This is a genomic window from Comamonas sp. (assembly GCF_036666375.1).
Classification (GTDB): Bacteria; Pseudomonadota; Gammaproteobacteria; order Burkholderiales; family Burkholderiaceae_C; genus Comamonas.
Genome location: NZ_JAVWWA010000005.1, coordinates 33422 through 50070, shown reverse-complemented (window position 1 = coordinate 50070; position 16649 = coordinate 33422). Strand labels below are relative to the sequence as shown.

The 16649-nt window shown below is 69.5% G+C and carries 14 protein-coding genes; 9 read left to right on the top strand and 5 right to left on the bottom strand.

The genetic code is table 11. The features are described from left to right. On the bottom strand, window positions 1–861 hold an 861-nt coding region (locus RR928_RS02085), incomplete at its 3' end, for a dihydrodipicolinate synthase family protein (protein WP_332681349.1). 147 nt (window positions 862–1008) lie between these two features. Here RR928_RS02085 and RR928_RS02080 point away from each other — a divergent pair. Together RR928_RS02080 and RR928_RS02075 are read left to right on the top strand one after the other, a co-directional pair. After that, window positions 1009–2061 carry a LacI family DNA-binding transcriptional regulator gene (locus tag RR928_RS02080; protein WP_332681347.1) on the top strand — a complete coding sequence of 351 codons (1053 nt, stop codon included), beginning with the start codon at window positions 1009–1011 and terminating at the stop codon, window positions 2059–2061. 100 nt (window positions 2062–2161) lie between these two features. Further along, window positions 2162–3700, top strand: a complete 1539-nt coding sequence (locus tag RR928_RS02075; RefSeq protein ID WP_332681345.1) for a YifB family Mg chelatase-like AAA ATPase — start codon at window positions 2162–2164, stop codon at window positions 3698–3700. 16 nt (window positions 3701–3716) lie between these two features. Here RR928_RS02075 and RR928_RS02070 read toward each other — a convergent pair whose 3' ends face one another. Further along, window positions 3717–4901, bottom strand: coding sequence for an ATP-binding protein (locus RR928_RS02070; protein ID WP_332537789.1), 1185 nt, complete (start codon window positions 4899–4901; stop codon window positions 3717–3719). A gap of 141 nt (window positions 4902–5042) precedes the next feature. Between RR928_RS02070 and RR928_RS02065 the strand changes: the two genes are divergently transcribed. The 7 genes from RR928_RS02065 to RR928_RS02035 all read left to right on the top strand — a co-directional run bounded on the left by RR928_RS02065 (window position 5043) and on the right by RR928_RS02035 (window position 13280). Then, a complete protein-coding gene (locus RR928_RS02065; protein ID WP_332537788.1) occupies window positions 5043–5516 on the top strand; it encodes a MarR family winged helix-turn-helix transcriptional regulator in 474 nt (157 codons plus the stop codon). A gap of 91 nt (window positions 5517–5607) precedes the next feature. Then, window positions 5608–6390 carry a crotonase/enoyl-CoA hydratase family protein gene (locus tag RR928_RS02060; protein ID WP_332548158.1) on the top strand — a complete coding sequence of 261 codons (783 nt, stop codon included), beginning with the start codon at window positions 5608–5610 and terminating at the stop codon, window positions 6388–6390. A 12-nt stretch (window positions 6391–6402) separates the two neighbouring features. Further along, window positions 6403–8298, top strand: a complete 1896-nt coding sequence (locus RR928_RS02055; protein WP_332537786.1) for a feruloyl-CoA synthase — start codon at window positions 6403–6405, stop codon at window positions 8296–8298. A 10-nt stretch (window positions 8299–8308) separates the two neighbouring features. Next, complete coding sequence (locus RR928_RS02050) at window positions 8309–9094, top strand: SDR family NAD(P)-dependent oxidoreductase (protein ID WP_332537785.1); 786 nt, start codon at window positions 8309–8311, stop codon at window positions 9092–9094. A 51-nt stretch (window positions 9095–9145) separates the two neighbouring features. Beyond that, window positions 9146–10147: a Bug family tripartite tricarboxylate transporter substrate binding protein gene (locus tag RR928_RS02045; protein ID WP_332537784.1), complete on the top strand. Its 1002-nt coding sequence runs from the start codon at window positions 9146–9148 to the stop codon at window positions 10145–10147. Between the two features lie 80 nt (window positions 10148–10227). After that, window positions 10228–11955, top strand: a complete 1728-nt coding sequence (locus RR928_RS02040) for an acyl-CoA dehydrogenase family protein (RefSeq protein ID WP_332681341.1) — start codon at window positions 10228–10230, stop codon at window positions 11953–11955. Between the two features lie 104 nt (window positions 11956–12059). Further along, complete coding sequence (locus RR928_RS02035; RefSeq protein WP_332548156.1) at window positions 12060–13280, top strand: YbfB/YjiJ family MFS transporter; 1221 nt, start codon at window positions 12060–12062, stop codon at window positions 13278–13280. Here RR928_RS02035 and RR928_RS02030 read toward each other — a convergent pair. The 3 genes from RR928_RS02030 to RR928_RS02020 form a co-directional block, all read right to left on the bottom strand. Beyond that, on the bottom strand, window positions 13277–14005 hold the full coding sequence (locus tag RR928_RS02030) for an ABC transporter ATP-binding protein (RefSeq protein WP_332681339.1): 729 nt from the start codon (window positions 14003–14005) through the stop codon (window positions 13277–13279). The genes RR928_RS02035 and RR928_RS02030 overlap by 4 nt on opposite strands. Further along, a complete protein-coding gene (locus tag RR928_RS02025; RefSeq protein WP_332537780.1) occupies window positions 14002–14766 on the bottom strand; it encodes an ABC transporter ATP-binding protein in 765 nt (254 codons plus the stop codon). The genes RR928_RS02030 and RR928_RS02025 overlap by 4 nt, the downstream gene beginning before the upstream one ends. Further along, window positions 14763–16649: ABC transporter permease (locus tag RR928_RS02020; protein WP_332681336.1), on the bottom strand; the 1887-nt coding region annotated here is incomplete at its 5' end. The genes RR928_RS02025 and RR928_RS02020, both read right to left, overlap by 4 nt.

The following is a 16649-nucleotide window of genomic DNA, read 5'->3' as shown; positions in this document are numbered from 1 at the left end:
ATCGATTTCCGCCAAGTCGACCGCCGTCAGCCGGGGGCCGGGCTGGCGCATGGCCGCGCAGGCGATCGCGCCGCGGCGGCGCAGCACTTCCTTGCGCACCGCGACGCCCCACTGGCTCTGGTTCTCGTGGCTGAGCAGCGGCAGGTAGATGTCAAACAGGTCGTGCGCAGCCTCGACCTGGCCTTGCTTGAGAAGCCGGTAGACGCCCGACAGCATTTCCGGGTGCGAGAAGCCCGCCATCGGCCCGTCGACGCCGCGGCCCATTTCCAGCGGCAGGAACATGGCGTTGTTGCCGGTCAGGATGGCAATGCGCCGCTCCAGGCTTGCGCGCAGCCGCGTGATCTTGGTGATGCTCGGCAGGTCCTCTTCCTTGAGCACCTGGATCTGCGGAAACTCGTGGACCAGCCGGCAGATGGTGGGCACGGACATCCACACGCCGGTGGAGAACGGAAAGTCCTGCAGCACGGTGGGCACATTGCCGATGCGCGCGAAGACGCCGGCAAAGTAGTTGAAGACCTCCTCCTCGGACCTGAGCCCCGTGGGCGGCGCGATCATCACGCCGCTGGCACCCGCATCCATGACCTGCGCGGTGAGTTCCGCCAGTTGGGCGATGCTGGAATTGCTCACGCCGACAATCACCGGCTTGCCGCCGGCGCGCCGCATGAAGCGCTGGGCGACGGCCAGCGCCTCCGCGGCCGTGAGCTTGGCGGCTTCTCCGGCCACGCCCAGCACCGTGAAGCCGTCGGCCCCGTGGCGGCTGTAGAAATCCACCAGCGTGTCTATGCTCGGCAGGTCGATGGCGCCATCGGCCTGGAAGGGAGTCTGGGCAACGATGTAGACGCCCTGGGTATCGGTCAGCATGCAATTTTCCTTGGTGAAACAGCAATTGTTAGCGCTAATTATTAGCGCTAACATATCAGCTTCATGTCCATGCAAACCCGAATGAACGCTGGATTCGCCTAAGACCAGGGTCTGAAAGGGTATGGTTACGATTTTTCCGCCCCGCCCATGCCTTCCCCATCCACAACGCCCACCCCGCCGCCCACCCGCAAGGCGCGCCGCGGCACCGGCCGCGTCACGCTGGCGGACGTCGCAAAGCGGGCCGAGGTCTCGACGCAGACGGTCTCGCGGGTGCTCAACACCCCGCAATCCGTGCCCCCGGCAACGCTGGCCCGGGTGCGCCAGGCGATACGGGACTGCGGCTATGTTCCCGACCGCCTGGCGGGCGCGCTGGCCTCGGGCCGCAGCCGGCTGGTCGCGGCCCTGGTGCCCACCATCAGCGGCCCGGTGTTCCAGGAGACGCTGCAGGCGCTGAGCCAGGCCCTGGCCGGGCGCGGGTATCAGCTGATGCTGGGCGAAAGCGGCTATGACGACGCCGACGAGGAACAGCTGCTGGAGAACCTGCTCAGCCGCCGCCCGGACGGCATCGTGCTGACCCGCATCGTGCAATCGGCCGCCGCGCGTGAGCGGCTCAAAGCCACCGGCGTTCCCGTGGTCGAGACCTGGGATCTGTGCGCCGATCCGGTCGACATGCTGATTGGCTTCTCGCACCAGGCGGTGGGCCACGAGGTCGCCGAATTCATCGCGCGGCTGGGCCGGCGCCGGCCGGCCATGGTCACCGGCGACGACCCGCGCGCGGGCCTGCGGCGCGCTGCCTTTGCCGCCAGACTCGCCGCGCTGGGACTGGGCCAGGGACAGCTGCCGACGGCCAGCGCCAAGGCGCCGCTGACGCTAGGCGCCGCACGCGCCGCGTTTGCCGCCCTGCTGGATGACCATCCCGACATCGACGCGGTGTTCTGCAGCACGGATGTCGCGGCCTGGGGCGTGGTGACCGAAGCGCAATCGCGCGGGCTGAAGATCCCGCAGGACCTGGCCGTCATCGGCTTTGGCGATCTGAGCTTTGCCAAGGATCTGCTGCCTTCGCTGACCACGGTGCGCATCAACGGCACGGCCATGGGCGAGCAGGCGGCGCAATGGATCATGGACCGCGCCGAAGGCCTGGCGCCCGCGGCGCGGCGGCTCGACATCGGCTTCACGCTGGTGCAGCGCGACAGCACCTGAAGCGGCTCGCCTGGCCGCCATGACCGCGCCAAGGTCATGCCGCCCTGTGCGGGACAGCACGCGCGTGGCAAACTATTGCGCGCCTGGATCACCCGCCACCATGAGCCTCGCCCTTGTTCAAAGCCGCGCCCTGCTCGGGCTGCATGCCGCCGAAGTCACGGTGGAAGTGCACCTGGCCAACGGCCTGCCCAGCTTTTCGCTGGTCGGCCTGGCCGATGTCGAAGTCAAGGAGGCGCGCGAGCGCGTGCGCAGCGCGCTGGTCAATGCAGGGCTGGAATTTCCCGGCAACAAGCGCATCACGGTCAACCTCGCTCCCGCCGACCTGCCCAAGGATTCAGGCCGCTTCGATCTGCCCATTGCGCTGGGCATTCTTGCCGCCAGCGGCCAGATCGATGCGCGCCGGCTCGATGGCTGGACGTTTGCCGGCGAGCTGTCGCTGTCGGGCGAGCTGCGCCCGGTGCGCGGCGCGCTGGCCACCAGCCTGGCGCTGCGCCAGCAGCGCGAGAGCCTGCAGCAGGTGCTGCCGCCGGGCAGCGCCGAGGAAGCCGCCTGGGTGCCGCAGTCGCGCGTGTTCCGCGCCCGGCATCTGCTTGACGTGGTCCAGGCCTTCATGCACCGTCCCGATGGCGCGGCCGGGCCCGCTTCCACGCCGGGCTGGCAGCGGGTCGAGGCCGCGCCCCTGCCCGCCTGCGCCAGCGGCGCGGAGATGGCCGATGTCAAGGGCCAGGCCCAGGCCAAGCGCGCGCTGGAGATCGCCGCCGCGGGCGGCCACAGCCTGTTGCTCATAGGCCCGCCGGGCGCGGGCAAGTCCATGCTGGCCCAGCGCTTTGCCGACCTGCTGCCGCCGATGTCGGTCGACGAAGCGCTGCAGACCGCGGCGCTGGCCAGCCTGAGCGGGCGCTTTTGCGCCCAGCGCTGGGCCCGGCGCCCCACGGTGAGCCCGCACCACACGGCCAGCGCCGTGGCCCTGGTCGGCGGCGGCTCGCCGCCGCGCCCCGGCGAGATTTCCCTGGCCCACCACGGCGTGCTGTTTCTCGACGAGTTTCCCGAGTTCAGCCGCGCCGCGCTCGAAGCGCTGCGCGAGCCCATGGAGACCGGCCGCATCACGATTGCGCGCGCCGCGCAGCGCGCCGAGTTTCCCGCGCGCTTTCAGCTGATCGCGGCCATGAACCCCTGCCCCTGCGGTTTCTGGGGCTCGGCGCTGCGGCGCTGCCGCTGCACGCCCGACCAGGTCGCGCGCTACCAGGGCAAGCTCAGCGGGCCGCTGCTCGACCGCATCGACCTGCATGTCGAAGTGCCCGCATTGCCGCCCGCGCAATTGCTGCAGGCCGCCGCCGGCGAGACCACGGCGCAGATCCGCGCACGCGTGGTGCGCGCCCATGCGCTGGCGCTCGAACGCCAGGGCCTGGCCAACGAGGCACTGCAGGGACGGGCCATCGACCAGCACCTCGGGCTGGCGCCCGCGGCCGGCGAACTGGTGCAGTCGGCGGCCGCGCGCCTGGGCTGGTCGGGCCGCAGCCTGCACCGCGTGCTGAAGATCGCGCGCACGATTGCCGATCTGGCGGGCAGCGCGCACATCGAGACCGCGCATGTGGCCGAGGCCGTGCAGTATCGGCGCGCGCTGCTGGGCGCGCACTAGCAGCGGGTACGGCGCTTCACTCCTCGTCGAAAGGCAGCTGCTCCTGGCCTGGACGTGGCGGCCAGCGGCCGGCCTGCACCAAGGCCTCGAACCAGCGATGCATGGCGGCGTCTTCCAACGCGTACTCGCCGCGTGCCGACTTCCACACCAGCGCGGGCATGCGCTGGCGCAGCGCCTCCAGCGCTTTCTGCACCTGCGCCACGCTTACCGGATGGCCCGTCTTGTCACGGTAAAAGCGCAAGGCTTCGGCATCGTATGGACGATAGCGCGGGCCTTGCTCCAACATGCGCCACAGCACGGCCTGCTCCGCTGGCTTGAGGCCCAGGTAGTCTGACTCCATTTGTGCTTCGTCCTGCGCCTGCTGCTGCATCGCGGCCTCCAGCAGGGCCGGCTCGAAACGCCCCGTCAAGGCCGCCAAGGGGCTCAGCATCTGTCCCAGGGCAGCCATGAAGAACTGCGGGCGATAGCCAAATACTGCAAACGACTGCTGCAGCAGTCCCTGATCCACCGGCCTCAGATCCGGACGCTGTGCTTCTATCAAGGCAGCAACATACGCGATGAAATCCGGCCCCAACGGCGGCATGCGCTGGATCTGCGATCCATAGAAAGGCGCGGCAGCGGTATGGACCAGTCGCAGCAACTTGTCGCGGTCGGAACCCGACATCACGAGCATCAGCTTCACCGCGCCAGGCTGATTGAGCTGATCGCGCGCCGATTTCAGCGCCGTCATTGCGGCCTCTCCGGCTTCGCTGGTCAGCGCATGCTGCGCTTCGTCAACGATCAGCGCCACGGGTTTGGCCGCGTTGGCATGCAACAGGCGCAGCGCATCCGTCAATGTCAGACCATCCACCTTGCCGATCCTGCTGGTATCGACCTCCAACCCGCCCACTTTCACCTTGTCGAGACCGGCCTTTTTGGCCGTACGCGCGACCACGCCAAGTTGCGCCTCCAGTGCGCGCGCGATGGACTCCGCGATCAGCACGCCCGGATCGCGCCGTGCATCCGCCCACAGATCGACATAGACCACCACCACGCCAGCCGCTTCCAGCGCCGGCCGTAGATCTCCTTGAAGAAAGGTCGATTTTCCGGTACGCCGCGGCGCCGCCAGAAACAGTCCATTGTGGGCATCGCCAAGCAGAGCCTTGCCCTGCAAAGCTGCGACCAGCTCTTGCGCCAGGAGCGTACGTTGAAAGGCAATCATGGTGATTATCTGCAATTATCTTGATCTAGATATTTTATCTGTTTTTAGATAATTTCAGATATTTCAGATGGCCGTGCGCAGCAGCCAACGTCTGTGTGCATTGCCGAAACGATAGCTTTACGCCCGCGGCACAATTGCTGCATGCCCCGCGCCAAATCCCTTTCCTCTGCCGTGACCGTCGACATGGTCGACACCGTCAATACCGACTTCCTGCGCACGCATGTGGGCTACAACGCGCGCCGCGCCGCGCTGTCCGTGATCGGCCTGTTCGTCGAACGCATGGCGCAGTACGACCTCAAGGTGGTCGACTTCTCGCTTCTCAACCTGATAGCGCACAACCCCGGCATCACTTCGCGCCAGGTCTGCGCCAGCCTCAACATTCTTCCGCCCAATCTGGTGAGCCTGGTCGGCAGCCTCGACAAGCGCGGGCTGATCGTGCGCCTGCCGCACCCGCTCGACGGCCGCGCCGTGGGCCTGTACCTGACCGACGCCGGCCAGGCGCTCAACGCCCAGGCCGAGCAGACCGTCACCGAACTCGAACTCGAGGCCACCGAGCGCCTCACGGCGGCCGAACGCAAGACGCTGATCCGGCTGCTGCAAAAAGTCTACGACTGAACTCCCGCGGGTAAGTCCCAGGATCAAAGCCGCTTTTCCGTATTGATATGGTTATAAATAATAACCAAAATCAAACCATACGGAGAGCACCATGACCCACCCCGACATCCATTTCGAACTGCGCGGCGACGAACAAGAAGTTGCCGTCATCCGCCTGGCGCGCAGCGCCAAGCGCAATGCGCTCAGCGACAGCCTGATCCTCGCCTTGCGCGATATCTTCGAGACCCTGCCCAAGAGCGTGCGCGCCGCGGTCATAGACGGCGAAGGCCCGCATTTCTGCGCCGGCCTGGACCTGAGCGAACTCCAGGAGCGCGACGCCGGCCAGGGCCTGCACCATTCGCGCATGTGGCATGCGGCGCTCGAGCGCGTGCAGTTCGGCCCGGTGCCGGTGATTGCCGCGCTGCATGGCGCCGTGGTCGGCGGCGGGCTCGAACTCGCCAGCGCCTGCCATATCCGCGTCGCCGATGCCTCGACTTTCTATGCGCTGCCCGAAGGCTCGCGCGGCATCTTCGTCGGCGGCGGCGGCTCGGTGCGCATCCCCAAATTGATTGGCGCGGCGCGCATGGCCGACATGATGCTCACGGGCCGCGTCTACGACGCGCAGGACGGCGAGCGCATAGGCCTGGCGCAATACCTCGTGCCCGAAGGCCAGGCCTTCGACAAGGCCTGCGCGCTGGCGCTGCGCGTGGCGCAGAACGCGCCGCTGACCAACTACGCGCTGATCCATGCGCTGCCGCGCATTGCCGAGCAGTCCGCCGACCAGGGCTACTTCACCGAAGCCATGATGGCCGCGATCGCCCAGAGCGCGCCCGAGGCCAAGCAGCGGCTGGCCGACTTTCTCGAAGGCCGCGCGGCCAAGGTCAGCAAGCAATAAGGAGCACGCACCATGTCCGCCCTTGCCCTGCCCGCTGAAAGCGCCGTCCCCGGCGCTGCCGCGCCCTACCGTCCCATGAACTTCGGCGTCACGCGCGTGAACGTGCGCGACGGCGCCGCGGGCGTGCGCTACCTCGACGCCGACCTGCCGCTGGGCGCCTATGCGCGCCGCGTGACCGACTACCTGCTGCACTGGGCCGAAGCCACGCCGGACAACAGCTTTCTTGCGCGCCGCGCGCGCCTGCCCGATGGCTCGACCGGCGACTGGCAGCACCTGCGCTACGGCCAGGCGCTCGACGCCGCGCGGCGCATAGGTCAGGCGCTGCTGGAGCGCGGCCTGAGCCGCGAGCGCCCGGTGCTGCTGCTCACCGAAAACAGCCTGGAGCACGCGCTGATGGCGCTGGGCTGCATGTACGCGGGCGTGCCCTACTGCCCCGTGTCCACGGCCTATGCGACCGTGAGCCAGGATTACGCCAAGCTGCGCCATGTGATCGAGACGCTGACGCCCGGCCTGGTGCTGGCCGCCGATGGCACGCGCTTCGGCCCGGCAATTGCCGCGACCGTGCCGCACGACGTCGAAGTGGTGCTGGTCGAAGGCCGGCTTGCCGGGCGCGCCAGCACCGATTTTGCCCAGCTGCTGGCCACCGAAGCCACGGCGGCGATCGATGCGGCCATGCATGCGACCGGCCCCGACACCATCGTCAAGTTCCTGTTCACTTCGGGCTCGACCAAGCTGCCCAAGCCGGTGATCAACACCCAGCGCATGTGGTGCGCGAACCTGCAGCAGATCACGCTGTCGCTGCCCGCGCTGGCCGAAGCGCCGCCGGTGCTGGTCGACTGGCTGCCCTGGAACCACACGTTCGGCGGCAACCACAACGTGGGCATCACGCTGCAGCATGGCGGCACGCTCTACATCGACGACGGCAAGCCCACGCCGGCGCTGATGGGAGAAACGCTGCGCAACCTGCGCGAGATCGCGCCCACGGTCTACTTCAACGTGCCCACGGGCTTCGAGATGATCGCCCAGGCGATGCAGACCGATGCGCAATTGCGCGCCACGCTGCTGTCGCGCGTGCGCTTTTTCTTCTACTCGGGCGCGGGCCTGTCGCAGCCGGTATGGGACAGCCTGCACGCGACGCAGGAAGCGGCGCTGGGCCAGCGCATCATCATGGCCACGGGCCTGGGAATGACCGAGTCCGCGCCCTCGGCGCTGTTCGTCAACAGCCCCGATGTGACGGCCGGCGACATCGGCAGCCCCGTGCCCGGCACCACCGTCAAGCTGGTCGAGGTCGACGGCAAGACCGAAGTCCGCTACCGCGGCCCGAACATCACGCCCGGCTACTGGCGCAATGCCGAGGCGACGCGCGAAGCGTTTGACGACGAAGGCTTCCTGTGCACCGGCGACGCCGTGCGCTGGATAGACCCCGACAACGTGCACCGCGGCCTGCGCTTCGACGGCCGCATCGCCGAGGACTTCAAGCTGGCCACGGGCACCTTCGTGAGCGTCGGCCCGCTGCGCACCAAGGTGCTGGCCGCGGCCGCGCCCTATCTGCAGGACGTGGTCGTCACCGGCCTGAACCACAGGGAAGTCGGCCTGCTGATGTTCCCTTCGCAGCGCTGCCGCGAGATCAGCGGATTGAGCGCCGACGCCCCCTGGACTGAGGTGCTGGCCAGCGCCGGCGTGCGCGCGCAGATCGAGGGCCTGCTGGCCCAACTCGCCAGCCAGGCCACGGGCAGCGCCAGCCGCGTGGCGCGCGCGCTGCTGCTGGCCGAGCCGCCGTCGCTGGACCGCGGCGAAATCACCGACAAGGGCTCGGTCAACCAGCGCGCGGTGCTGACCCACCGCGCGGCGCTGGTCGATGCACTGCATGACGGCAGCGCGCCCGGCATTCTTTATCCCCAAGCCTGAGAAGACCACCATGCAAATCCAAGGACATACAGCACTTGTCACCGGCGCCGCTTCGGGCCTGGGTGAAGCCACGGCGCGCGAACTCGCCCGCCTGGGTGCCAAGGTCGCGATTCTCGACCGCAATCTGCAGCAGGCCGAACGCGTTGCCGCGGCAATCAACGCCGAGCATGGCGCGGGCCGCGCCCTGGCCTGCGCCTGCGACATCACCGACACCGCGAGCGTCACCGCCGCGCTGGAGCAGGCCAGGGCCGGCCTGGGCGAGGCACGCATCCTGATGAATGTCGCCGGCATAGGCAGCGCCAAGCGCATCGTGCAGCGCGACGGCAGCGCCGCGCCGCTGGAGGACTTCACGCGCGTGGTCAGCGTGAATCTGATCGGCGCCTACAACGTCAGCCGGCTGTTTGCCGCGGCCTGCGCCAAGCTCGCGCCGCTGGAAGACGGCGAGCGCGGCGTGATGCTGTTCACGGCCTCGGTCGCGGCCTTCGACGGCCAGGTGGGCCAGCAGGCCTACAGCGCGTCCAAGGGCGGCCTCGTGGGCATGACGCTGCCGATGGCGCGCGATCTCGCACAGCACGGCATACGCGTGTGCACCATCGCGCCCGGACTGTTCGCCACGCCGCTGATGCAGGAGCTGCCCGAGGCCGTGCAGCAGTCGCTGGCCGCGAGCATTCCGTTTCCCTCGCGCCTGGGCAAGCCCGAGGAGTTCGCCCAGCTCGCCAGCCAGGTGGTGACCAACGGCCACCTCAATGGCGAAGTCATACGGCTGGACGGCGCGCTGCGCATGGCGCCGCGCTGACCCTGCCCCCCGTTCCCGCCCCCGTCAACGATAACCACAATGGAGACAAAAATGACGACACGACGCGACTTCATCCACACCCTCGGCGCCGGCGCCGCGCTCACCGCGCTGCACCCGCTTGCGGCACGCGCCCAGACCCCGGCCCACACCGTCGAGCAGGTCAAGATCTACTACGGCTTTCCCGCGGGCAGCTCGGGCGACAACGTCGCGCGCCGCGTCGGTGAGAAGCTCGCCGGATCGGCCTATTCGCGCCTCTCCGGCATCGTCGAGAACAAGCCCGGGGCGGGCGGGCGCATTGCGCTGGAAACGCTCAAGACCGCACCCATCGACGGCTCGGTGCTGGCGCTGGCCCAGGTCTCGGCAATCGCCAACTATCCGCACATCTACAGCAAGCTGAACTACACGGCGCAGGACTTCGCGCCGATATCGATAGGCGCGATCATGCACCATGGCCTGGCCGTCGGCCCCATGGTTCCGGCCAGCGTCAAGACCGTCAAGGACTACCTTGCCTGGGCCAAGGCCCATCCCGATCTGGCCAACTACGGCTCGCCGGGCGCGGGCTCCACGCCCCACTTCCTGGGCGCGCTGCTGGGCATCAACAGCGGTGTCGAACTCAAGCATGTGCCCTACCGCGGCGTCGTGCCGGCCGTCACCGATACCGTGGCCGGCCAGATCGCTTCGGTGATGTCGCCCTGCGGCGACTACCTCGCGAACTACAAGGCCGGCAAGCTGCGCATTCTCGCCACCTCGGGCCCGCAGCGCTTCCCCTCGCTGCCGGAAGTGCCGACGTTTGCCGAAGCCGGCTTTCCCGAACTCACGACCGAGGAGTGGTTCGGCTTCTACGCGCCCGCCAAGACGCCGGCCAAGGTGCAGGCCCAGGCCAATGCCGCGATCAATGCCGCGCTCAAGGAAAAGAGCGTGACCGACAGCCTGGCCATCATGGGCCTGATTCCGCACGGCACGACCCAGGCGGAAATGGAGCGCTGGCAGAAGGCCGAATACGCGCACTGGGGTCCGATCATCAAGAAGATCGGCTTCACGGCCGACTCCTGAAGCCCGGGCCGGCGCGCCGCGCCGCCCCTTCTTCTCCCGCCATCCGCGCTGCATCCGCAGCGCGCTTTCTTTTCCATCCCATGCATTACCAACCCCGCCCCGACGACATCGCCTTCCTGGTCTTCGATGTGCTGCAGGCGCCCGCGCTGCTGCAGGCGCTGCCCGGCCACAGCGAGATCGACGCGCCGCTGATGGCGCAGATTCTCGACGCGGCCGCGGAATTCGCCGGCGAGGTCGTCGCTCCGCTCAACGCCGGCGGCGACGCCGCGGGCTGCCGCTGGGCACAGGGCGAAGTCACGACGCCGCCGGGCTTTGCCGCGGCCTACCGCGCGTTCTGGCAGGCCGGCTGGCCCGCGCTCGCGGCCGCGCCCGAAGACGGCGGCCAGGGCCTGCCGCGGCTGCTGGAGATCGTGCTCTACGAATGGCTGCATGCGGCCAACCATGCCTGGACCATGGCGCCCGGCCTGATCCATGGCGCCTACGAATGCCTCAAGCAGCATGGCAGCGCCGCGCTGCAGGCCCGCTACCTCGCGCCCCTGGCCTCGGGCGAATGGCTGCCCACGATGTGCCTGACCGAAGCCCAGGCCGGCAGCGACCTGGGACTGGTGCAGACCCAGGCCAGGCCGGTGGAGGGCGCGGGCGCGATTCCCGACGAACACCGCATCCGCGGCAGCAAGATCTTTGCGTCCAACGCCGAGCACGACCTCAGCGACAACATCCTGCACCTGGTGCTCGCGCGCCTGCCCGGCGCCGCGCCCGGGCCCAAGGGCCTGTCGCTGTTTCTGGTTCCCAAGCGGCTGCCGGACGGCGCGCGCAATGCCGTGCACTGCGAACGCATAGAGGAAAAGATGGGCCTGCACGGCAGCGCCACCTGCCAGATGCGCTTCGACGACGCCACGGGCTGGCTGGTGGGCGAGCGCGGTGCGGGCCTGGCGGCGATGTTCCTGATGATGAACGCCGCGCGCCTCATGGTCGCGGGCCAGGGCATGGGGCTGCTCGACGCCGCCTGGCAGAAAGCCCATGCCTATGCGCATGAACGCCGGCAGATGCGCGCGCCCGGCGCGCGCCCCGCGAGCCGCGGCGACAACGACCGCGCCGACCTGCTGATAGAACACCCGGCAATGCGCCGCATTCTCGATGTGCAGCGCTGCTGGATAGACGGCGGCCGGGTGCTGGCCTACCACACGGCGCTGCAGCTCGACGCTGCGCGCGCGCACCCCGACGCCGCGCAGCGCGCCCAGGCCCAGCGCTGGTGCAGCCTGGTGACGCCCGTGCTCAAGGCCGCCTGGACGCGCCAGGGCTTCGAGGGCGCGAGCGACTGCCTGCAGGTGTTCGGCGGCCACGGCTATGTGCGCGAGTGGGGCGTGGAGCAGCATGTGCGCGACGCGCGCGTGGCGATGATCTACGAAGGCACCAATGAGATCCAGGCCATAGACCTGCTGGTGCGCAAGGTGCTGCCGGACCAGGGCCAGGGGCTGGCGCAGCTGCTGCGTTCGCTGCACGCCGAACTCGATCCGGCCCGGCCGCTGGATGCCGAACTGCGCGCCGCGCTGGCCGGCTTCGACACGCTCACGGCCGAGGTGATCGATGCCGCACAGACCGATGCGCAGCTGCCCTATGCGGTGGCCGACGACTACCTGCAGGCGCTGGCCCTGCTGCTGCTGGGCTGGGCCTGGAGCCGCATCGCGCGCACGCCCGGCGCCGATGCGGCGCGCTGGCAGCAGCCGCTCGCGGCGCTGCGCACGCGCGTGCTGCCGGGGCTGGCGCTGCGCCTCGATCTCGTGCGCCGGCAGTTGCCGCGGGGCTGAGACGCGAAGCGTCGCACGCAGGCGACAGCTGCGGCTTGCCAGACCGGCCGGCAGCGCGCAAGCTGCGAGCGCGGCGCCGTGCCGCGCCACTTCCCGGGCCTGCCTTGATCCACCGCCACGAACTCCCGCTGCTGCTGACCGGACTGCTGAGCACGCTGTGCGGCGTGGGCCTGAGCCGCATGGCCTTTACCGCGCTGATGCCGGCACTGGTGCAGGCGCATTGGTTCAGCGCCGACCAGGCGGCCTATCTGGGCGCGGCGACGCTGCTGGGCTATCTGCTGGGTGCGCTGGGCGCGCATTGGCTCACCGAGCGCTGGAGCGTGCCGCGCGTGCTGCTGGGCAGCTTCGTCGCCGTGACGCTGAGCTTTGCGCTGTCGGCCCTGCCCCAGCCGTTCGTCACCTTCTTTGCCTGGCGCTGCCTGGCCGGCATCGCCGCCGCGGTGCTGATGGTCGTCGGCCCCTCGGCCGCGATGGCGGCCCTGCCCACGGCGCGGCGCGCGGTGCTCGGCCCGGTGCTGTTTGCGGGCGTGGGCGTGGGCGCGCTGCTGTCGGCCACGCTGATACCGGCGCTGGTGCGGCTGGACCTGTTCTGGACCTGGGTGGCGCTGGCGCTGGTGTCGGCGCTGTGCGGCTGGTGGGGCTGGCGCAGCAGCCGCAGGATTCCCGCGGCCGCGGCGCAGCTTGCACGCCTGCAGCCTGCGGCGCCCGCCGCGCCTCAGCCCGCGCCGACCACAGGGAGGCTATGGCTGCTGCCCGTGCTGTGGCTGCTGGCCGCCTATGCCTGCGACGCCGCGGGCTTTGTGCCGCACACGGTGTTCTGGGTCGACTACCTCGCGCGCGAGCGTGAACTCGGCACGGCCTTTGGCGCGCTGCAATGGGGGCTGTTCGGCCTGGGCGCGCTGATCGGGCCCATCGTCACCGCGGCCTGCGCGGCGCGCTGGGACTGGCACCGCGCCGTGGTCGGCGGCATGGCGCTCAAGACCGCGGCAGTGTGCATTCCCGTGGCCCTGCCCTGGCTGCTGCTGTCGGGGCCGGCTCCCACGCTGCAGCTCGTGGCCTATGGCGTGTCGTCGTTTGTCGTCGGCGCGCTGTCGCCGGGCATGGCGGCCTTGACTTCGGGCCGGCTGCTGCAGCTGGTCGGGCCGCTGGCGCACAAGCGCATCTGGGGCTATGCGACGGCGGTGTTCGCGCTGGCCCAGGCGCTGTCGGGCACGGGCATGGCCTGGCTCTACGCGCAGTCGCATCTGTACCAGCCGCTGTTTGCACTGGCCGCGGGCGTGCTGGCGCTGGGCACGCTGCTGGCCTGGGCCAGCCGTACGCGTTAGATTCCCAGATAGGCCTGGCGCACGGCCAGGTTGTCCTGCAGCTCTTCCATGCCGCTCGCGTAGCAGATCTGGCCTTTTTCAAGCACATAGGCGCGGTCGGCGACGGCTTCGCAGAACGGCAGGTTCTGCTCGGACAGCAGAATGCCGATTCCCTGGTCCTTGAGCGTGAGTATGGTCTGCGCCATCTGCTCGACGATCAGCGGCGCCACGCCTTCGGACGGCTCGTCGAGCAGCACCAGCAGCGGCTGGCCCATGAGCGTGCGCGCCACCGACAGCATCTGCTGCTCGCCGCCGCTCATGCGTGCACCCAGCCGATCGGGCATTTCGCCGAGATTGGGAAACAGCGCGTACAGCTGCTCGGGCGTCCAGTGCGGCGCGGCGCTGCCGTCGGGCCAGCGCCGCGCCGCCTGGCGGCCGACTTCGAGGTTTTCGCGCACCGTGAGATCGGTGAAGATGCGCCGGTCTTCGGGCACATAGCCCAGGCCCAGGCGCGCAATGCGGTAGGCGGGCCAGCCCGCGATCGACTGGCCCATGCAGCGGACTTCGCCGCTGCTGCGCGCCAGCAGGCCCGCAATCGCCTTGAGCGTGGTCGACTTGCCCGCGCCGTTGCGGCCCATCAGCGCCACGACTTCGCCCGGCCCGACGCTCAGCGCGATGTCGCGCAGGATATGCGCGGCGCCGTACCAGCCGTTGAGGCCGCGGACTTCGAGAAGGGGTGCGGTCATGTTCTGCGCTTTCCAAGAATCTGCCCGTGGCCCAGATAGGCCTGCTGCACGCGCGCATCGCGCTGTATCGCTTCGGGCCGGCCTTCGGCCAGCAGCTTGCCGCGCACCAGCACCAGCACGCGGTCGGCCTGGCCGAACACCACGTCCATGCTGTGCTCGGTGAACAGCACGCCCATCTGCCGCTCCTTGGCCAGGGCGCGCGTCAGCGCCATCAGCGCCAGCCGCTCGGCCGGCGCCATGCCGGCCGTGGGCTCGTCCATCAGCAGCAGCTGCGGCGCGTGCGCCAGCGCCATCGCGAGTTCCACGCGCTTGACGTCGCCATAGGCCAGCGCGCTGCAGGGCCGGTCGGCCTGGGCCGCCATGCCCACGCGTTCGAGCAGGGCCAGCGCATCGCCGCGCCGGTGGCCGGCCGCGCGGCGCCAGAACGCAAACACCTTGCTATCGGCCGACAGCAGCGCCATCTGCACGTTCTCGACCACGCTCAGCGAAGCGAAGGTCGCGGCAATCTGAAAGGTTCGGCCCACGCCGCGGCGCCAGACCGCGCGCGGCGACAGCCCCGCGATATCGTGGCCCGCGAGCCGCACCGAGCCGCTGTCGGGCGCGAGCTGGCCGCCGACCAGATTGAAGGTGGTCGACTTGCCCGCGCCGTTGGGGCCTATCAGCGCCAGCAGCTCGCCTTTTTCCAGCGAGAAGCCGACGCCGTCAACGGCCTTGACGCCGCCAAATGCCTTGCCCAGGCCATGCACTTCGAGCAGGCTCATGCGCGCCCCTCCCGCCGTTGCCAGGCTGCCTGCAGCTGCTGCGCAAAGCCCGCTATGCCCTGCGGAAAGATCAGCACCAGCAGCAGCATCACGCCGCCCAGCAGCGCGCGCCAGTAATCGGTCTGGCGCGCAATGGTGTCGTGCAGCCAGGTGAACACGCCCGCGCCCACCAGCGGCCCGGCCAGCGTCTGCACGCCGCCCAGCAGCACCATCACCAGGCCATCGACCGACTTGGTGACCGACAGGCTGTCGGGCGAGATGCTGCCCTTGGAGAAAACGAACAGCGCGCCCGCGAGCCCGGCCCACAGGCCGGCAATCACAAAGCCGGCCCACTGCACGCGGCGCACATCGATGCCAATTGCCTCGGCGCGCAGCGCCGAGTCGCGCGCCGCGCGCAAGGCATAGCCCAGCGGCGCAAACAGCATGCGCCGCAGCAGATAGACGGACGCCGCGACCACGGCCAGCGTGAGCCAGTAGAAGGCCGCGCCCTGCGCTGCCCATTCGCTGGGCCAGACGCCCGTGAGGCCGTTGCTGCCGCCCGTGACCGCGTCCCACTGGAAGCAGATGGCCCAGGTGATCTGCGCGAACGCCAGCGTCAGCATGGTCAGGTACACACCCGACAGCCGCACGCAGAACCAGCCGAACAACAAAGCTCCGCAGGCTGCGCACAACGGTGAAAGCAGCAGCGCGGCTTCCATCGGCAGGCCGCTGGAGCGCACCAGCAGCGCCGCGGCATAGGCGCCCAGGCCGAAGTAGGCCGCATGGCCGAACGAATGCATGCCGCCGGGCCCGAGCAGCGCATGCAGGCTCGCGGCAAACAGCGCCATGATGAAGATGTCGGTCAGCAGCACCAGCGCGTAGCTGCTCTCGCCCGCGAGCAGCGGCAGCGCGGCCAGCAGCGCCAGCCCGGCCCAGGTCGCGGCGCGGCCGCGTGCGCCCGCCGCAGCGAGCGGCGCCTCGGCTTCGCCCAGCGCGCGCGTCGTTGCCTGCGGCCGGCCCATCAGCCCCCAGGGCCGCCAGACCAGCACCACGGCCATGACGAGGAATTCAACCACCAGCGTCAGCTTGGAAAACGAGATTTCCACGCCGCCGATTTCCACCAGGCCCAGCCAGATGCAGATGGCCTTGAGTTCGGCGATCAGCAGCGCGGCGACAAACGCGCCGGGAATCGAGCCCATGCCGCCAACCACGACGACGACAAATGCCGCGCCTATGGTCAGCAGGTCCATGTCCAGATGCGCGGGCTCGCGCGGCAGCTGCAGCGCCCCGCCCAGGCCCGCGAGCAGCGTGCCCAGCGCGAACACCGCGGTGAACAGCCAGGCCTGGTTCACGCCCAGGGCGCCGACCATTTCGCGGTCCTGCGTCGCGGCGCGCACCAGCGTGCCCCAGCGCGTGCGCGTGAGCAGCAGCGTCAGCAGCCCCAGCACCACGGGGCCGACGGCAATCAGCAGCAGGTCATAGACCGGAAACTGCCGGCCCAGGATGTCGACCGCGCCCTCGAGCCCGGGCGCGCGCGGGCCGAACAGCTCCTCGGGTCCCCACAGCCACAGCGCCGCGTCCTTGATGACCAGCACCAGCGCAAAGGTGGCCAGCAGCTGGAACAGTTCGGGCGCCTTGTAGATGCGCCGCAGCAGCAGCATCTCGACCAGCGCGCCCAGCGCCGCCGTGACCAGCGGCGCAAGCAGCAGCGCGGGCCAGAAGCCGATGTGCTGGCCCAGCAGGCCGACCAGCGAGTAGGCGACATACAGGCCCAGCATGTAGAACGAGCCATGCGCGAAGTTGATGGTGCGCGTGACGCCGAAGATCAGCGACAGCCCCACCGAGACCAGGAACAGCGACGACGCGCTGGCCAGGCCGTTGAGCAGTTGCACCAGCAGTCCGGA